12 protein-coding genes are annotated in these 18,701 nt (G+C 66.2%); 6 read left to right on the top strand and 6 right to left on the bottom strand.

What is annotated here, in order from left to right; all coding sequences use genetic code 11:
- Window positions 1-133 precede the first annotated feature (133 nt).
- On the top strand, window positions 134-1,975 hold the full coding sequence (gene kefC / locus NHH73_16395) for a glutathione-regulated potassium-efflux system protein KefC (protein USX24209.1): 1,842 nt from the start codon (window positions 134-136) through the stop codon (window positions 1,973-1,975).
- Between the two features lie 104 nt (window positions 1,976-2,079).
- Here the strand turns inward: kefC and NHH73_16390 are convergent, their stop codons facing one another.
- On the bottom strand, window positions 2,080-4,362 hold the full coding sequence (locus NHH73_16390; protein ID USX24208.1) for an EAL domain-containing protein: 2,283 nt from the start codon (window positions 4,360-4,362) through the stop codon (window positions 2,080-2,082).
- A 206-nt stretch (window positions 4,363-4,568) separates the two neighbouring features.
- On the opposite strand from NHH73_16390, the gene NHH73_16385 reads away from it, so the two are divergent.
- Window positions 4,569-6,101: a CitMHS family transporter gene (locus NHH73_16385; GenBank protein ID USX24207.1), complete on the top strand. Its 1,533-nt coding sequence runs from the start codon at window positions 4,569-4,571 to the stop codon at window positions 6,099-6,101.
- A 2-nt stretch (window positions 6,102-6,103) separates the two neighbouring features.
- On the opposite strand, the gene NHH73_16380 is transcribed toward NHH73_16385, so the two are convergent.
- Genes NHH73_16380 through NHH73_16370 form a run of 3 tightly spaced genes read right to left on the bottom strand, consistent with a single transcriptional unit; the run spans window position 6,104 to window position 11,788 of the window.
- Window positions 6,104-7,546, bottom strand: a complete 1,443-nt coding sequence (locus tag NHH73_16380; GenBank protein USX24206.1) for an efflux transporter outer membrane subunit — start codon at window positions 7,544-7,546, stop codon at window positions 6,104-6,106.
- Window positions 7,543-10,662: a CusA/CzcA family heavy metal efflux RND transporter gene (locus NHH73_16375; GenBank protein ID USX24205.1), complete on the bottom strand. Its 3,120-nt coding sequence runs from the start codon at window positions 10,660-10,662 to the stop codon at window positions 7,543-7,545. Before NHH73_16375 ends, NHH73_16380 begins: the two co-directional genes overlap by 4 nt.
- A complete protein-coding gene (locus tag NHH73_16370) occupies window positions 10,655-11,788 on the bottom strand; it encodes an efflux RND transporter periplasmic adaptor subunit (GenBank protein ID USX24204.1) in 1,134 nt (377 codons plus the stop codon). Before NHH73_16370 ends, NHH73_16375 begins: the two co-directional genes overlap by 8 nt.
- Before the next feature lie 116 nt (window positions 11,789-11,904).
- On the opposite strand from NHH73_16370, the gene NHH73_16365 reads away from it, so the two are divergent.
- The gene (locus NHH73_16365; GenBank protein ID USX24203.1) at window positions 11,905-12,597 is read left to right on the top strand and encodes a response regulator transcription factor; all 693 of its coding nucleotides are present in this window, start codon (window positions 11,905-11,907) and stop codon (window positions 12,595-12,597) included.
- Window positions 12,590-13,987: an ATP-binding protein gene (locus tag NHH73_16360; protein ID USX24202.1), complete on the top strand. Its 1,398-nt coding sequence runs from the start codon at window positions 12,590-12,592 to the stop codon at window positions 13,985-13,987. Before NHH73_16365 ends, NHH73_16360 begins: the two co-directional genes overlap by 8 nt.
- 29 nt (window positions 13,988-14,016) lie before the next feature.
- Here NHH73_16360 and NHH73_16355 read toward each other — a convergent pair whose 3' ends face one another.
- Together NHH73_16355 and NHH73_16350 are read right to left on the bottom strand one after the other, a co-directional pair.
- Window positions 14,017-15,360: a carbohydrate porin gene (locus NHH73_16355; GenBank protein USX24201.1), complete on the bottom strand. Its 1,344-nt coding sequence runs from the start codon at window positions 15,358-15,360 to the stop codon at window positions 14,017-14,019.
- 236 nt (window positions 15,361-15,596) lie between these two features.
- Window positions 15,597-16,493 (bottom strand): PfkB family carbohydrate kinase, encoded by an 897-nt coding sequence (locus tag NHH73_16350; GenBank protein ID USX24200.1) that lies wholly within the window; start codon window positions 16,491-16,493, stop codon window positions 15,597-15,599.
- Window positions 16,494-16,702: 209 nt separating this feature from the next.
- Between NHH73_16350 and NHH73_16345 the strand changes: the two genes are divergently transcribed.
- Both NHH73_16345 and NHH73_16340 read left to right on the top strand, forming a co-directional pair.
- Window positions 16,703-17,680, top strand: coding sequence for a sugar ABC transporter substrate-binding protein (locus NHH73_16345; GenBank protein USX24199.1), 978 nt, complete (start codon window positions 16,703-16,705; stop codon window positions 17,678-17,680).
- A 60-nt stretch (window positions 17,681-17,740) separates the two neighbouring features.
- Entirely contained in the window at window positions 17,741-18,700 is a 960-nt protein-coding gene (locus tag NHH73_16340) for an ABC transporter permease (protein USX29637.1), read from the top strand.
- The last annotated feature ends 1 nt before the right edge of the window (window position 18,701 follow it).

Genomic DNA, 18,701 nt, shown 5'->3' with positions numbered 1-18,701 from the left:
CACTTTTTTACGGATACCGCCCTTCCCTCCCCATTTCAGGTGGTGGACGCCACGGTCCGCCAGATGAGATACTGGCAAGCTCGTTGCAAGCTCGACAATCAGCGCCGGCAGCGGCGCGCATCAATGGACCCCTATGGCACACGGCTTTCTCTTACACATGGTGTTTTATCTGGTGGCGGCCGTCGTGCTGGTGCCGCTGGCCAAGCGGGCCGGCATGGGCGCGGTGCTCGGCTATCTGGCCGCCGGCGCCCTCATCGGCCCGTGGGGCCTGTCGCTGATCGGTAACGTCGAGGACGTGCTGAGCGTCTCCGAGTTCGGCGTGGTGCTGATGCTGTTCCTGATCGGCCTCGAGCTGGAGCCGAAAAAGCTGTGGTCGCTGCGCCGGCCCATCTTCGGCTGGGGTGGCGTGCAGGTGCTCATCGTCAGCGCCGCGCTCACGGCGGCGGCCATGGCGTTCGGCGTCGACTGGAAAATCGCGCTGGTCGCCGGCCTCGGCATGTCGCTATCGTCGACCGCCATCGTGCTGGCCACCCTGGGCGAGCGCAAGCTGATGCCCAGCCCGGCCGGCTCGGCCAGCTTTTCCATCTTGCTGTTCCAGGACATCGCGGCGATCCCGATGATCGCGCTGGTGCCGTTGCTGGCCGGCGTGGCCGCCGAACATGCCAGCGGCGGCTGGATGCGCGCCGTCAAGCTGGTGGCGGTGCTGCTGACCCTGGTCGCCTTCGGCCGCTGCCTGGTCAATCCGGTGATGCGTTTCCTGGCGCGCACCGGCCTGCGCGAGCTGTTTACGGCCTTTGCGCTGCTGCTGGTGATCGGCATCTGCCTGCTGATGGAATCGGTCGGGCTGTCGCTGGCGCTGGGCACCTTTACCGCCGGCGTGCTGCTGGCCGACTCGGAATACCGCCATCAACTGGTCAGCGATCTGGAACCGTTCAAGGGGCTGCTGCTGGGCCTGTTCTTCATGGCGGTCGGCATGTCGGCCGACTTCGGCGTGCTGCTGGCCCATCCGTTGCTTGTGGTGGGGCTGACCTGCGGGCTGTTATTGCTCAAGGGCGGCCTGCTGTACGGCATGTCGTTCTGGTTCGACATTCCGCGCGGCCAGCGCCTGTTCTTCGCGCTGCTGATGTCGCAGGGCGGCGAATTCGCGTTCGTGGTGTTCGGCACGGCCGTCGAGGCCAGGGTGCTGGCGCCGGAGACCTCGGCCATGCTGGTGATGGTGGTGACCTTGTCGATGGTAGCCACGCCGCTGTTGCTGCTGCTGTACGACAAGCTGGCGGCGCCGCGCCTGCGCACGGCGAAAAAGAAACGCGAGGCCGACAAGATCACGGTCGAGCATCCGGTCATCATCGCCGGTTTCGGGCGTTTCGGCCAGATCATCGGCCGTTTGCTCTCGGCCAATCGCATCGGCGTCACGGTGCTCGATCACGATCCCGACCAGATCGAGTTGCTGCGCAAATTCGGCTACGAGGTATTTTACGGCGACGCCACCCGCATCGACTTGCTGGAGGCGGCCGGCATCGGCAAGGCCACCACCCTGGTGATCGCGATCGACAACGTCGAAGACAGCCTGGCGCTGGTCGACGCCGTGCGCGAGCGCTACCCCGCGCTGACGATCCTGGCCCGGGCGCGCAACGTCAGCCACTACTACGAACTGCTCGACCGTGGCGTCACGTTGATCGAGCGCGAAACCTTCGAAGCGTCGCTGCAGCTGGGCGCCAAGGTGTTGCAGCAGCTCGGCTTCGCCGCCGAGCGCGCCGAGCACGCCGCCCGCACCTTCCGCACGCACAACCTCAAGATGCTGATGGAAGTGTATCCGCACCAGCAAGACCAAGACGAAATGGTCTCGCTCACGCGCAAGGGACGGCTCGAGCTGGAGGAGATGTTCGCCGGCGACGCCGCCGCCTTCAAAAACGCCGAAAACCATCCGGGGTCAGGTCCACCAATTCTACACGAGCCCGACGCTGGCAAGCCCTAGGGCCGAGCTCGTGTAGAAATGGCGGACCTGACCCCGGAGTTGCTTTAGTTGACGGCTGCGCTGGCTATCGCGTGCTCGACCAGATTAAAGACCGGCACGGTTACTCAAAGCAGAACGGTGGGCGGCGGCTCGGCCTCGGACGGGACGGCGAACAGCGGCAGCGCCGCCGCGCCGACCGGCCGCGAGATATGGTATCCCTGCAAGTAATGACAGCCCATGGCTTCGAGCGCGCGCGCCTGGCCCGCCGTCTCCACGCCCTCGGCCACCAGTTGCAGGCCCAGGCTGTGGCCCATGGCGATGATGGTGGCCACCAGCGCGTTGCTGCGCGGACTGTCGACCATGTCGGTGACGAAGGCGCGGTCGATCTTGAGCGTGTTGATCTGAAATTGCGTCAGGTAGCTGAGCGACGAGTAACCGGTGCCGAAATCGTCGAGCGACAGGCTGACACCCAGCTCGCGCAACCTGCCCAGCGCAACCCGCACCTGCGCGCCATCGCTGATGAGCACGCGCTCGGTCAGCTCGAGCTCCAGCCGCCCGGGCGCCAAGCCGTTGGCCGCCAAGGCGCGCTCGACCATGCCGAAAAACGCCGGGTCCAGCAACTGCCGCGCGGACACGTTGATGCTGACCACTAGTTCCGGCAGGCTGTCGCGCCAGCACGCCAGCTGGCGGCAGGCCTCGTCGAGCACCCAGGCGCCCAGTTCGATGATCAGGCCGCTGTCCTCGGCCACCGGGATGAAGCGGTCCGGCGCGACCGTGCCCAGCGAGGCGCTGTGCCAGCGCAGCAGCGCCTCGACCTTGTCCATGCGGCCGCTGACGGCGTTGGTGATCGGCTGGTACGCAAGGCTGAGCTCACCGGCCAGGATGGCGCCGCGCAGCGCGCCGTCGATCACCAGCGCGTCGCGCGTGTACGCGCTCATGGCCGCATCGAAGAAGCGCAGCTCGCCCCGGCCGGACTGCTTGACGTCGTGCATGGCGATGTCGGCGTTGCGGGTCAGCGTGTCGGCGTCGTCACCGTCGGCGGGGAAGCACGCCACGCCGATGCTGGCCGAGACGGTGATCAGTTGCGGCGACAGCTGGAAGCCGGCGCCCAGGGCGCGCAGGATGTCTTGCCCGCGCGCCGACGCGGCGCCGGCGACGTCGGCCTTCGCCAGTCCCTGCAGCACCACGACGAACTCGTCGCCGCCGAAGCGGCCCAGCAGGTCGCCATCGCGCGCCTGCCCGCGCAGCAACTGCGCCATCTGGGTCAGCAACTGGTCGCCGGCCGCATGGCCGAAGCAATCGTTGACGCGCTTGAACTTGTCGATGTCGATGAACAGCACCGCGCAGGCGTTGCCGCTGGCGCCCGCCTGCGACAGCGCGGCGGCCAGCCGCACCGACAGGCCATGCCGGTTCAGCAGGCCGGTGACGCCGTCATAGTTGGCGGCGCGCTGCAGCAGGTCGTCGTTCTTCTTGCGCTCGGTGATGTCCATCACCAGCATCAGGCAATGGAGCTGGCCGGCTTCGTAGTGCGGCGAGGCGATGATCTCGAGCGGCAGCTCGCGCCCGGCGCCGTCGATGATGAGCGCCGTTTCGACGTGCGGATAGCGCGTGGCGGCGGCGAAACGTTGGAAGTGGGCGGCCACGTCCTGGCGGCTAACGGACGGCAGCCAATCGGCGACACGGGTGCCGAGCAGTTGCTTGACGCCTGGGGCGCCGAGCAGGCGGGCGCTGCTTTCGTTGGCGGAGCGGATGCGGCCGTCGCTGTCGAGCACCAGGAAACCCTTGCTCAGGCTGTCGATCGCGTGGGTATAGCGCTGCTGCACCTTTTCCTGCACCGCGTGGATCAGGCACAACATCGAGCTTGCCTTGACCAGGAAGGACCAGAGGAACCAGAATTCGAACACCGCCGGCACCAGGTCCATGCCGTTTGCAAGGTTGAACACGCCGCGCGCCACCATGATCAGGCCCAGCAACCGGTATTGGTTGCGCTTTCCCGCCAGACGCCAGCCGACCCAGAGGAAGGTCAGGCCGTAGGTGTAGGCGGTGATGGTCTCGACCGAACGCTCAAGCGTGGTCCACGCCGCATAGACGGCGCAGCCGAACAGCACGAACGACAACGCGGCGACACGCACATGGCGGCGTTTGAGGTTACCAAGGAAAAACTCGGTGCCGGCCCAGTATCCGGCCACGGCGACGGTGAGCGTGACGGCCGCGAGCGCGTGCCGCGGCCAGTCCGGCGGCCCCATGTACCAAAAAAGGCTGCCCGCGGTCATCGCCAGTTGGCCCGCCGCCCAGGCGATCGCATGCTTTTCGTCGCTATGACGCCACCACAGGAACACCAGCACCGCGCACAAAATAAGGTCGGCGCCGAGCGAAAACAGGATATATGTGTGGGGCGATACATTCATAAATAAGCAATATGCCTCAGTGGGAAGGTTTAAGCAATGCCGCTGAACTTTCAATTCGGCATGGTCTTCTTCGCACGATTGCCCGCACTGAAAGTCAATTGAAAGCTTGGGCCAATTATAGTATTCGCATAACTTATGCAGCTTATGCATAAAAACTATAACGCCGGCAAGCCATCACGCCGGTGGATGATACTGAGGAGAATTAAATGTTGACCCTACTCGCCTACTCGATGGTCGTAGTCTTTATGTTTTTGATCATGACCAAGCGCCTGCCGGCGATGGTCGCGCTGATCCTGGTGCCGATCGGTTTCGGCCTGATCGGCGGCTTCGGCGGCGAGCTGGGCCCGATGATGCTCGCGGGCATCAAACAGCTGGCGCCCACCGGCGTCATGCTGATGTTCGCCATCCTTTACTTCGGCGTCATGATCGACGCCGGCCTGTTCGACCCGGTCGTGCGGCTCATCCTCAAACTGGTCAAGGGCGACCCGATGAAGATCGTGGTCGGCACCGCCGTGCTGACGATGATCGTCTCGCTCGACGGCGACGGCGCCACCACCTATATGATCACCGTCTCGGCCATGCTGCCGCTGTACCAGCGCCTGGGCATCAGCCGCCTGGTCATGGCGTGCGTGATCATGCTGGCCGGCGGCGTGTTCAACATCCTTCCTTGGGGCGGCCCGACCGCCCGCGCCGCCAGCGCGCTGGGCGTCGAGGTCAGCGACATCTTCGTGCCGATGATTCCGGCCATGATCGCCGGCGTCTGCTGGGTGCTGTTCGTCGCCTATGTGCTGGGCCGCAAAGAGCGCAACCGTCTCGGCGTGGTCGAGATGCTGCCATCGAAGGCGACCAAGGCCGTGGCGGCGGAAGTCGACGCCGTCGGCGTGCAGCCGGCCTACACCGGCGTCGCCCAGCTGCAGCAAGTGAACGCTGCCATGGGCATGCACGGGACGATGGGCGGCTCGGGCCAAATCGGCATCGCCGGCCGTCCGCGCAACGCCGCCGCCGATCAGGCCCCGGCGTTCGGCAAGGTGGTGCACCTGCACGGCGCGCCAACCACGGGCGCCGACAGCGGCGGCTCCGGCGACGAGATCAACCTGACCGACCCGCAAACCGCGCGGCCTAAACTGATCTGGATTAACCTCGCGCTGACCTTGCTGCTGATGGGGATGCTGATCAAGGGCGTGCTGCCGCTGCCGGTGCTGTTCATGATCGCCTTCGCGATCGCCATCATGATTAACTACCCGAAGCTGGAAGACCAGAAGGAACGCCTGACGGCCCACGCGGCCAACGTGCTGCCGGTCGTGTCGCTGATCTTTGCCGCCGGTATCTTCGTCGGCATCTTGCAGGGCACCAAGATGGTCGACGCCATCGCCGCCAGCGTGATCACCGCCATTCCGACCTGGATGGGACCGTACCTGGCCATCGTCACCGGCATCCTGAGCATCCCGTTCACCTTCTTCATCTCGAACGACGCGTTCTACTTCGGCGTGGTGCCGATCCTGGCCAAGGCGGCCGCCGTGTATGGCATCACCGGCGCCGAAATCGGCCGCGCTTCCATCATCGGCCAGCCGGTCCACCTGCTCAGCCCTCTGGTCGCGTCGACCTACCTGCTGGTGGGGATGGCGAAAATCGAGTTCGGCGACCATCAGCGCTACACCTTGATGTGGGCCATCTCCGCCTCGCTGGTCATGCTCACCGCCGCGCTGGTGTGTGGTGTGATTCCGTTCATGGGCCGTTGAGCTCAACCGCCCAGCGCCTGGAACAAGGCGACGGTGTCGGCGTAGCGCGCGGCGCGGGCCGGTATCAAGGCGATCGCCGCCTGTTGATATGCCTGCTGGGCCTGGAGGACGGCCGGATAGCCGATCGCGCCCAACCGCCACTGCCGCTGGGCGATCGTCAGGCTCCTGCGGGCGGCGCGCTCGGTGGCCGACGCCGCCTGCAAGGTTTTGGCGTCCGCTTCGATCGCGTGCAGCGCGCCGGCGACGTTCTGGAACGCCAGCAGCACCACCGAGCGATACTGGGCGGCGGCTTGTTCGTAGGTCGCCTCGGCGGCACGCTGCTGATGCATCAGCGTCCCACCCTTAAATAGCGGCTGCAGCAGATCGGCGCCGATGCTCCAGAAGCCGGTGCCGGCCTTGAACAGCGTGCCGGCGCTCAGCGCCGAGCTGCCCACGGTGGCCGTCAACGAAATATTCGGCAGCCGGGCCGCTTGTGCGATGCCGATCTGCGCGCTGGCCGCGTGCAGCTGGGCTTCGGCGGCGCGAATGTCCGGCCGCCGCTCCACCAGCCGCGCCGGCAGGCTCAGTGGCAGGGTCTCCGTCAACATAAGGCTGTCGAAGGCAACGCGCGGCGAATCACCCTCGCTGGGCAGGCGCCCGGCCAGCACGGCCAGCAGGTCGCCTTGCTGGGCCAACTGCTTTTCCAGCGGCGGCAGACCGCCTTCCATCTGGGCCACCAGCGCCTCCTGCGCCGCCACGTCGGCCGCGCCCAACTGGCCGGCGTGCTGCTGCTTGCGCACGGCGTCGAGCTGCGCGCGCGCCATGTCCACCAGTTCGCGCGTGGCCTCGAGTTGGGCGCGCAGCGCCGCCTCGCCGATGACGGCTGCGACCAGGTTTGAAATCAGCGTCGAGCGGGCCGCGTCGCGCTGGAAGCGCGTTACGTCGGTCTGCGCATCGGCCGCCTCGACCTGGCGCCGCACGCCGCCGAAGACGTCCGGCGCGTAGCCGACGCTGAGTTGCGCGGTATGCAGCGTGTACAGATTGGCGCCCGACGCGGTCGGGCTGGAGAGCGGATCGGCAATCCGCTGGCGGGTCGGCGTCAGATGCAGGTCGCCCCCGGGGAAGAATGCGCCGCGTTGCGCGGCGGCGGTTTCCTGCGCCGCGCGCAGGCCCGCTTCCGCTGCCGCCAGGTCCGGATTGGCCGCCAGCGCCGCGTCGACCAATCGGTTCAAATCGTCGGAGCCGAACGCCGTCCACCAATGCGCCGGCAACTCCTGCCCCTCGACGAAGCGCTGGGCCGCACCGCCGCCTACCGCTGCGGCGGCGGTTTCCGGCGCCAGCGGCTCGGCGGTGTAGCGCTGCGCCACCGGGGCGGCCGGTTTTACGAAATCGGGACCGGCCGCGCAGCCGGTCACTAGGGCCGCCGACAACATGGCGACCAGTTTTACTGGTAAAGTTTTCCTCATGCGCCTTCTCCTTCGACCGCTTCCATGGTCGCATTGCCTGCCCGGCGCTGGCGCCGCGAGACGTATTCCTCTATCAGGTAGTACAGCGCCGGCAGCAGGACCAGCGTCAGCACCGTCGCCGTCAGCAGCCCGCCCACGACCACCGTCGCCAACGGGCGCTGGACGTCGCTGCCCAGGCCATGGGCCAGCGCCGCCGGCACCAGGCCAAGCGCCGCCACGGTGGCGGTGGTCAGCACCGGGCGCACCCGCTCGCGCGCGCCGTTGATGACGGCGGAGCGCAGATCGTTCGGCAGCAGCACGCGCCAGCGGTTGAGGTTCGACAGCATCACCACCGCGTTCAGCACCGAGACGCCGAACAACGCGATGAACCCGACCGCGGACGACACGTTCAAGGTCATGCCGCGCAATTGCAGCGCCACCAGCCCGCCCAGCAGCGACAGCGGCACCGCCAAAAGGATCAACCCCGGCTGGCGCAGATTGCCGAACGCCGAAAACAGCATTACGAACATCAGCGCCAGCACCGCCGGCACAATCACCGCCAGGCGGGCCTGGGCGCGCTGCTGGTTTTCGAACTGGCCGCCCCAGGTGATCTGGTAGTGCGCGTGATCGTAAGGGATCTCGCGCTCGATCCGGCCCTGGGCCTCGGCCAGGAAAGTGGACAGGTCGCGGCCCCGCAAGTTGGTGCGCACGGTCAGGTGGCGGCGGTTCATCTCGCGCGTGATGGTGGTTTCGCCTTCGGCCAGGCCGATATGCGCCACCTGCGACAGCGCCACCTGCGCGCCGTTGGCGGCGCTCAGCACCAGATCGCCGATGGCCTGCGGGTCGTTGCGCGTGGCGCCGCTGAAGCGCGCGGCGACGTCGTAGCTGCGGTCGTCCACATAGACCTGCGTCACCGGGCTGCCGCCGATGCCGGTCTGGATCAGCGCCATGATGTCGGCCACGTTGATGCCCAGCCGCGCGGCGGCGGCGCGGTCGACGTCGATGCGCACCTGCGGCAGCGGCGGTTCCTGGTCGATGATCACGTCCTGGGCGCCCGGCACGCCGCGCAGCAGATGCTCGACGGCGCCGGCCAGCTTGCGCGTCTCGCGGAAATCCTCGCCGTAGACCTTGACCACCAGATCGCTGTGGGCGCCGGCCAGTTTATCGAGCACACCGTCGATCATCGGCTGGGAGAATCCCACCTCGGTGCGCGGCAGCTCGCGGAAGCGCGCCGACAGCTTGTCGACCAGGTCCTGCTTGACCATGCCGGACGGCCACTCGCTGTAGGGATGCAGGGTCACCGCGCATTCGATGTGCGACGGCGTGAACGGATCGGTGCCCTCGTCGTTACGGCCCAATTGCGTGACCACGTGCGCGACCTGCGGCTCCTTGAGCGTCGCTTCGCGCAGCGCGTCCGCCATTTGCGTGGCCTTAGCCAGCGAAATCCCCGGCGGCAGCGTCACCTGCAGCCAGATCGAACCCTCGTCGAGGGTCGGCAGGAAGTCGCGGCCGATGGCGCCACCCAGCACGATCACCGCCACCAGCGTCGCCGCAGCCATGGCCAACACCAGCCGCGTCTTGCCGACCAGCCGGCGCAGCAGCCCTTCGTAGCGCGGCAACAGCCATGCCAGCACCGGATTGTGGAAGATCTTGCGCGGCTTGCGGAAGGCCTGGTAGGCCATCCCGGGTATCAGCATCATCGTCATCAGCAAGGCGCCCAGCAGGGCGAAGCCCACCGCGAACGCCATCGGAGAAAACAGCTTGTACTCGATGCGCTGGAAGGCGAACAGCGGCAGGTAGGCGACCATGATGACCAGCATGCCGAAGCACGTCGGTTTCATCACCTGCAAGGCGGCGCCGGTCGCGTCCTCCGCGCTCATGATGCCCTCGGGCTGTTCCTCGCGGCGGCGCAGCACCGCTTCGAGCACGAAGATGGCGCCGTCGACGATGATGCCGAAGTCGATCGCGCCCAGCGACAGCAGGTTGGCCGGGATCTTAAAGTGGTGCATCAGGACGAAAGCAACCATCAGCGACACCGGGATGGCGGCCGCCGCGATCAGCGCCGCGCGCACGCTGCCCAGGAACAGCGCCAGCACCAGCGTCACCAGCACCACGCCTTCGATCAGGGTCTTGCCGACTGTGTGCACGGTGGCTTGCACCAGGGTGCTGCGGTCCATGTACGGCACCACTCTGACGTCCTTGGGCAGCAGGTGCTCGTTCAACTCGCGCACCGCTTCGTGCACGCCGGCGATCACGCGCGAAGGATTCTCGTTCTTCAGCAGCAGCACGATGCCGGACACGGTATCCGACACATGGTCCTTGCCCAGCACTCCGTGCCGCTCCTGGTGACCCAAGCTGACGTTGCCCAGGTCCTTGACCAGCACCGGCACGCCGTTCTTCTGCGCGACGACGATGTTACCCAGGTCGTCCAGGCTGTGGATCAGGCCCACGCCGCGCACCACCAGGCCTTGTTCGCCGCGCGTCATCACGCTGCCGCCGGCGTTGGCGTTGTTGGCGGCGATGGCCTGCGTGATCTGCGTCAGCGACAAGTGGTATTTGGACAGCTTGAGCGGATCGAACTCCAGCAGGAATTGCGTGCTCAGGCCACCGAAGTTGGTGACATCGACCACGCCGGCCGCCTGTTTCAGGCGCGGTATCACCTTCCAGCGCTGAAGCTCGGACAGTTCGCGCAGGCTGCGCGTCTTCGATTCCAGCGTGTAGCGGTAGATTTCGCCGATCGGCGACGTCAGGGCGTCGAGCCCCGGCTGCGCGCCGTAAGGCAGGCTGACGGCGGCGATGCGCTCCTGCAGGCGCTGGCGCGACCAATAATCTTCAGCGCCGTCCTCGAACACCACCGTGATCAGCGACAGGCCGAAGGTGGACTTCGAGCGCATCACATGCATGCCGGGCGTGCCCATGATCTCGCGTTCGAGCGGAATGGTGATCTGCTGCTCGACTTCCTCGGCGGCCAGGCCGTTGACCTGGGTGACCACCTGCGAGGTGGTGTCGGCGATGTCCGGGTAGGCTTCCAGCGGCAACTGGCTCCAGCAATAGCCGCCATACAGCGTTACCAGCAGGAAGATCAGCGCGACGATGCCGCGCCGCTTGAAACACAGGGTGACGATGCGATCAATCATTGAGCAGCACTCCATCCTTGACGACGATGCGCTCGCCCGCCTTTAACCCGTCCAACACCTCGACCTGCTGGCCGATCTGGGCGCCCAGTTTGACCTCGCGCGGGGCGAAGCGCCATGGCGAGACCTCAACGAAAGCGTGGCTGGAAAATCCGCCCTCGACCACCGCCGCCATCGGCACCAGGATGCCTTGGTGCGGCTGCGACGACAACGTGGCCTCGGCGAACATGCCTGGTTTGAGGCGGCCATCGCGGTTGTCGAACGGCAGACGGACCTTGACCGTGCGGGTCTCCGCATCCAGCAGGTCGCCGACGTAGCGCACCTGGCCGGTCAGTGGCGCAGCATAGGCATCCAGCTTGACGCTGGCCTGCTGGCCAACGAACAGCCGCGCCAAGTCCTTTTCCTGCGCGTTGGCGCTGACGAAGACGCGGGACAGGTCGGCCACCATCATCAGCGGCGCTGTGGCGTCGTTCCAGTAGGCGCCTTCAGCGGCCGCCAGGTCCACCACGCGGCCGGCGATCGGCGAGCGTACCGCCAGCTTGCCATCGGCGGCGGCGCGGGCGCCGGTCTGGCGCAGCCGGGCCTCGGCCCGCGCCGCCTCGCTGGTGGCTTGCGCGAAGTCGCTCTGCGCCTGTTCCAGATCGCGGCGGACGGCGAGGTCCGACTTGTCGAGTTCTCGCTGGCGCTCCAGTCCATGCGCGGCCAGGGTCAACGCGGCGCGCGCCTTGGCCGCGTCGGCGGTGGCCTGGGCGAAATCCGGGGAATCCATCGTAAACAAGACGTCGCCGGCCTTGACCTGGTCGCCCAGCTGTTTGTTGAGCTTAACGATGCGGCCCGCCAGCGGCGGCACCACCTTGACCAGGCGCGCCGGATCGGCTTCCACCACGGCGGGCAAGGTGAACGGCACCGCGACGCTTTGCTGCGACACCGGGGCCACCAACAGCGATTTTCTGAGCGGGGATTTTTCCGGTATCAGCAGCGCATCCCCGTCGTGAACGAGGACCGGCGCGACGGCTTCCGGCGGCGCCTCCTTGGCGTGCAGGCCAAGCAGCCCCCAGCCGGTCAGTCCGAATGCGGCCAGACCCAAGAAGCCGGGCAAGATTGCTTTGTGCAGTGATGGTTTTTTCATGTGGTTCTCCCTTGGGCCGGGATGTTACGAAATTTTGCTGCACTGCATCCTGAATTCTTCTTCAGGAAAGGGCCGTGCCGACGCTGCTATACTCCGGCTCTTGCCGAGGACGTTTTATGCATATTCTGTTGGTGGAAGACGATCACAAAGCGGCGCGGCTGCTGGCGCGCGGTCTGGAGGAGGAAGGTTTCCAGGTCGTGGTCGCGCACTCGGCGCAGGAAGCCGCCACCCACGCGCTGGCGCGGTTCGACATGGCCATCCTAGACTGGATGATGCCGGGTAAAGACGGCGTCGCGCTGTGCGCCGAATGGCGCCAGGCCGGACACCTGCTGCCGGTATTGATGCTGACCGCGCGCGACGCCGTGGCCGACCGCATCACCGGCCTCAATACGGGCGCCGACGACTACCTGACCAAGCCTTTCGTCTTCGACGAGCTGCTGGCGCGCGTGCGGGCGCTGCTGCGGCGCACCGAACGCGCGCAGCCGGCCACGCTGCGGGTGGCCGATTTGTGGCTCGATCCGGGCACGCGGGCCGCCGGCCGCGCCGCCGCCGGTTTCGACCTCACGCCCAAGGAGTATGCCATCCTCGAACTGCTGATGCGGCGTCCCGGCGCCGTCGTCAGCCGGCTGCAACTGGCGGAGCATGTCTGGCATGCGGACTTGATCGCCATCGACAATCTCATCGACGTGCATATGAAGAACCTGCGCCGCAAGGTCGACCCGCCCGAACTGCCGGCGCTGATCGAAACGATGCGCGGCCGTGGCTTCCGCCTCGCCGCGCCCGACGCGCCGCAGGCCGGCGATGCTTAGCATGCGCCGGCGGCTGGTGCTGCTGCACATGCTGGCGATCCTGGTCGCCGTTGGCGCCACGGCGGGCGCGGGCTGGTGGATGATGTCGCGTTCCGTCAACCGTCAACTGGACGGCGCGCTGCTGGCCCTGGCCGAAGCCGAAGCGGCCATGCTGGCGGACAGCGACGGTGTGGCCATCCACGTTCATGAGGCGCCGGTCGGCAGCGCGCCGCCCTCGTTGACGCGGCTCGACCGCCTGGTCCAGATCATCGATGGCCAGGGCCGCGTGGTGGCCCGCAGCGCCAATCTGGGCTCGGAGAACCTGCCCGCCCTTCCCCATCTGCTGGAACAGCTCTCCGCCGGCAGGACCGTGTTTGAAACGCTGCCCGACACCAGCGAGGAACCGCTGCGCATGGTGTCGCTGCCCACGCGGGTGGGCGGCCAGCGTTTCGCCGTGCAGGTGGCCGGCTCGCTGGACGACGTGAACCAGATCCTGCGCTCGGCCGCCATGCTGTTCGCCTTGATGGCGGCGGCTTTGCTCGCAGCCCTGGGCTGGGCCGGCGCCCGCCTCTCCAGCAAACTGTTCGTCGCCATCGAGAACATCGTCGACCAGGCCCGCGAGATCGAGGACGGCAACCTGCATCGGCGCTTGCCGCATCCCGGCGACGACGACGAGATCGGCCACTTGGTCCAGACCCTGAACGCGATGCTGGAACGGATCGAGCACGCGTTCGATACCCAACGCCGCTTCACGGCCGACGCCTCGCATGAATTGCGATCGCCTTTGTCACGGCTGCGCGCCGAGATCGAAATCACGCTGCGGCGTCCGCGCGACAGTGGCGACTATGTCACCGCGCTGCGTTCGTGCCTGGAGGAAGTCGAACGTCTGACCACACTGGTGGAGGAGTTGCTGATGCTGGCCCGGATCGACGCCGGCCAGGAACGCGGATCGGCCGAGCCGGTGTCGCTGGCCGGGCTGGCGCGCGACACCATCGAGCGGTTGGCGCCGCACACTCGCGAGCGCGGCATCGACATCGTGCTGATCGACGAGTTGCCGGAGGCCGTGGAGGTCGACGGCGCGCCACTCGGACTGGTATTGCGCAACATCCTCGACAACGCCATCAAGTTCTCGCCGCCGGGCGGCCGCATCGACGTGCGCATCGACGGTGGCGCGACCGGAACGGTGCTGACGGTGGCCGACCAGGGACCGGGCATCGGCGATGACGAACTGCCGTTCCTGTTCGATCGGTTTTTCCGTGGCGATGGTGCGCGCGCCGACGGCATCGACGGTGTCGGCTTGGGGCTGGCCCTGTGCCAGGCCATCCTGCGCGCCACCGGCGGAAGAATCGAGGTGGCGAACCAGCCGCAAGGCGGAGCGCTCTTCAGCGTTTGGCTACCGCGAAGGAAATAGCCCGACTTACGGCCAGTGACGCCCTCCGGTTAGAAGCAGACGTCGGCCTGCACGCCGATCATCGAACCGGATTTGGCCACGCCGAACGCGCCCGTCGAGGACAATGCGCTGCCCGGAGCGGCGCTGTCGGCGGCCATCCGTGCCGCGTCGTTCCATTTGGCGTAGGTGTAGAACAGGCGCAAATCGGGCCGCGCGGTCAGGCCGGGACCCGACGAGATGGTCGGGGCGATGGTGAACTTGGTCATCCTGCGCGTGGGGCCGTCGTCCGGCCGGATGGTGTCGACACCCAGATCCATGCCGATCTTGAAGCGCCGCGAGATGCCGTAGACCAGATGTCCGCCCACGCTGGTCCACACCTTGTTCTCGGCCACGCCCAACACGGTGCGGTCGGCGGTGAAGCCCTTGTCCTTCTGGTAGATTGCCACCAGTTCGGCGCCCCAACGCGGGGTGAACTGAGTGTACAAGCCTTCGACCACCCTCAGGCGGCTGACGTTCGTGTCGTCGCGCAGGTTGCCGATTGCGCCGATGGCCTGGTCGGCGCCGCCGGTGCCCGGTCCTTTGCCGTATTGAAGCGCGAACTTGTTCTCGCCATCGCCGTTGATGCCGGACTGCCGGTGCTGGATCGTCACGCCATAGCCGGAGTGGAGGCGATCGGCCGATTCTTCGGCGTTGCCCTTGGCATCCTTGACGATGAAGCTCATGCCCAGCTCCAGCGCGCCGCCGTTGTTGACGGGAATGCCGCGCAGTTGAAAGTCATGACGGGTGGCCGAGTTGCTGCCGTTGTCGGCCAGCGCGCCGGTCGCCGGCAGCAGGCCGCTGGTGGTGGTGACCAGATTATCCTTGCGCAGCAAAGCGTAGCTGAACTTCAAGTCGCCCACCACCGGCACGTCCTCCACGCCGCCGCCGAAGCCGCGGCCGCTCCAGTAGATAAAGTCGTTGGCGCCCAAGCCTTCGCGCTTGTAGTATTTGCGGCCCAGCCATACGCTGCCGCCGTTCAGTTCGGGAATTTTATCGCCTTGCACGTAGATCTGCGGCAGGTCGGCGTCGGACTTCGATGACGCGTTCGGGCTGTAATAGGACAGCATGATGTTGGCGTTGAAGACGGCGCCATCGTCGGCGACCTTCCCGACTTGCTGGCCCAGCCAGAACTCGCCGTAGACCTCGCATTCGTTGCCGAGGCGGTACTTGGCCAGCGCGCCCGCCAGTTGGAAGCAGCTGGCGCCGCCGTGGGATGAATTGGAACCGGCCAACGCGCGGAAGTAGCCTTGATAGTCAAGCGCGACCGCCGGCAGGCAGCATGCCATGGCGCTGGCGGCCAGCGCCGTTTGCATCAGGGGGAATTTGGGTGTGAAGCGTTGCATGATATTTTTCATTTGTCTGGTCTCCAGTGTTTGTTGTCTTGTCTGTTGTTATTTGTTCTGGTGGTGTTTGGCGCGTCCAGGCCGGGTACGGCTTTGCTAGTAGGGCGGATTAGCGCAGCGTAATCCGCCATGCCTGCGTCTCGGCGACTCATGAATTGGCGGATTACGGCGTTCCGCCTAATCCGCCCTACGTGTCTCCGTCAGCAGGTTTCGAATTGCACGGTTTCCTCCCACGTGGCCGGATCGCATCAGGCGCGCGTGACGTTGATGCTGGCTGCGCAAATGGCGTGTTTGAGTGCGCCGTGCAGCATTTCCTCGTTGAGCTCTTGCAGCGCGGCGGCGCTGGACAACGCTCTTTCACGGTACAGATACGCGATCAGGCCGGCCTGGAAGCAGTCGCCTGCGCCGACAGTGTCGACCAGCGCCAGGTTGGCCGGTGTCGGCAGCTCGATCCGGCGGTTGCGCGACATCAGCGCTGCCGCCAGGCCGCCGCGCGTGACGGCAATCAATTGCACCGGCGATTCATGGAACAGCGCGTCGGCGACTTCCTGCACATTGGCGGCATCCAGCCCCAGATGCGCCAGGTCCTCGTCGCTGACCTTGACGATATGCGCTTGCTTCAGCGCTCGCCTGACGGCGTCCAGGTAGCGCGGCAAATCGTCGGCCACCAGCGGCCGCAGGTTGGCGTCGATGGAGATCAGCGCGCCACGTTCGGCGGCGGCACGCAGCGCCGGCAGCAGCGTCTCGCCGTCCTCCGGCACCAGCGCCAGCCCGCCTGTGTGCAGCAGCGCCAGTTGCGGGGGAAAGCTGGCGATCAGCGACGCGGCGCTGACGTCGCGGTCGGCCACCCGCTCCCGGTGGAAGGCGTAGGTCGGCGCGCCGTTGGCGTCGATGCTGACAATGGCGAGCGAAGTCGGCCGTGGGCTGGGTGCGCGCGCGGCCGGCAGCACGTCGCTGGCGCGCAGCAGCGCTGCGAACCTGCCGCCGAATTTGTCCGTGGACAGGGGGTTGAGATAAGCGGTGGGCACGCCCTGCCGCGCAAGCCCAATGGCGGAGTTAAAAACCGAACCGCCCAGGCATGCCTGGAAGCGTCCGTCGGGCTGTTCGATCATGTCCACCAAGGCCTCGCCTAAGGTTGCGATCATCATGTCCTCGTAAGTTGCATTAGAAAAACTACTCTAGCCGGCACGCCAGAAGCGTGTGTTGGGTCGGCGGTTTAATTAATAAAACAACTTGATTTATTAATTTGTTGCGAATATATTCCTAATCGGTTCGGTAGTAAAGCGTTATCACTTCTACCGGACCGTGCCCCGCCGACAGGCGCGGCGACCCAGAAAATCAGAGGAGACATCGCATGACATTGAAATCATTCCTGGCGCTGAGTGCGCTCGGCACCGTCACGGCCATGGCCGCAGCCGCAACCGCAGAGCAGCCGGTGATCGGCTTGATCACCAAGACCGAGATCAACCCCTTCTTCGTCAAGATGAAGGAAGGCGCGCAGCAGGCGGCCCAAGCCGGCGGCGCCAAGCTGCTGACCGGCGCCGGCAAATCCGACGGCGACAACGCCGGCCAGGTTACCGCCATCGAGAACATGATCGCGGCCGGCGCCAAGACCATCCTCATCACCCCGAGCGACGCCAAGGCCATCGTGCCGTCGATCAAAAAAGCACGCGACAAAGGCGTGATGGTTATCGCCATGGACAGCCCGACCGAGCCGATGGAAGCCGCCGACGCCCTCTTCAGCACCGACAACCACAAGGCCGGCGTGCTGATCGGACGCTACGCCAAGGCCTCGTTCGCCGGCAAGCCGGTCAAGATCGCCGCGCTCGACCTGTTCCCAGGCCACCCGGTCGGCATCCAGCGCCTGGCCGGCTTCCTGGAAGGCTTCGGCATCAAGAAAGGCGACGCCAGCATCGTCTGTATGCAGGACAGCTACGGTGACCAGGCCAAGGGCCAGACCGCGATGGAAAACTGCCTGCAGAAGAACCCCGGCATCAACCTGGTATACGCCATCAACGAACCGGCAGCCGCCGGCGCGTTCAAGGCGCTGAAGGCCGCCGGCAAGGACAAGGGCGTGTTGCTGGTGTCGGTCGACGGCGGCTGCACCGGTGTGCGCGATGTCAAAAGCGGCAAGATCGCGGCGACTGCGCAGCAATACCCGCTGAAGATGGCGGCGCTCGGCGTCGAAGCCGGCCTGCTCTACGCCAGGACCGGCAAGAAGGCCAGCGGCTATGTCGACACCGGCGTCACCCTCATCACCGACAAGCCGGTGACGGGTGTGGATAGCAAGGACACCCAGGCCGGCCTTGACGCCTGCTGGGGCCGTAAATAAGGAGCCGCGACCATGAATACCCGCCTGCAGGGCTCCCTGCCCCTCACCAAGGACGCCACCATGAACGCCCGCCTGCTCGACCGTCTGCCACCCGTTTCCACGCTGGGGCCGTTCATCGCCTTGGTGGTCGCCTCGCTGTTCTTCGCGTCGCAATCGGACCGCTTTTTGAGCGGCCAGAACTTCTCGCTGATCCTGCAACAGGTGATGATCGTCGGCGTGATCGCCCTCGGCCAAACCTTGATCGTGCTGACCGCCGGCATCGACCTGTCGTGCGGCATGGTGATGGCGCTCGGCTCGGTCGTGATGAGCAAGTTCGCCGTCGACATGGGCATCGATCCCTATGTTGCCATCGCCTGCGGCATCGCCGTTTGCACCGCCATCGGCGCGCTCAACGGCGCGCTGGTGACCCGGATTAAACTGCCCGCCTTTATCGTTACCTTGGGCACGATGAACATCGCCTTCGCGCTGACGCAAATCTACTCGGGCGCGCAAACCGTCACCGACGTGCCGGAATCGATGATGTTCTTCGGGAACACCTTCCAGCTCGGCCAGACCGCGATCACCTACGGCACGGTGCTGATGATCGCGCTGTACATCCTGACCTGGCTGTTCCTGCGCGATACGGCGCCGGGCCGTCACGTCTACGCCGTCGGCAACAATCCCGAGTCGGCGCGGCTGACCGGCATCGCCACCGGCAAGGTCATGCTGGGCGTGTACATGGCTGCGGGCCTGTTCTACGGCATCGCCTCGATGTTGTCGGTGGCCCGCATGGGCGTCGGCGATCCGCAGGCCGGCGCCACGGACAACCTCGACAGCATCACCGCCGTCGTTATCGGCGGCACCAGCCTGTTCGGCGGTCGCGGCTCGATCGTCGGCACCCTGATCGGCGTGCTGATCGTCGGCGTGTTCCGCAATGGTTTGACGCTGATGGGCGTGCCCTCGGTGTATCAGGTACTGGTCACGGGCGTGCTGGTGATCCTGGCTGTGGCCACCGACCAACTCACCCACAAGAAGGGTTAAT

The organism is Oxalobacteraceae bacterium OTU3CINTB1 (genome assembly GCA_024123955.1).
GTDB lineage: Bacteria > Pseudomonadota > Gammaproteobacteria > Burkholderiales > Burkholderiaceae_D > Rugamonas.
The sequence above is the reverse complement of the archived record's forward strand: the minus strand, read 5'-3'. Positions and strand labels throughout refer to the sequence as shown.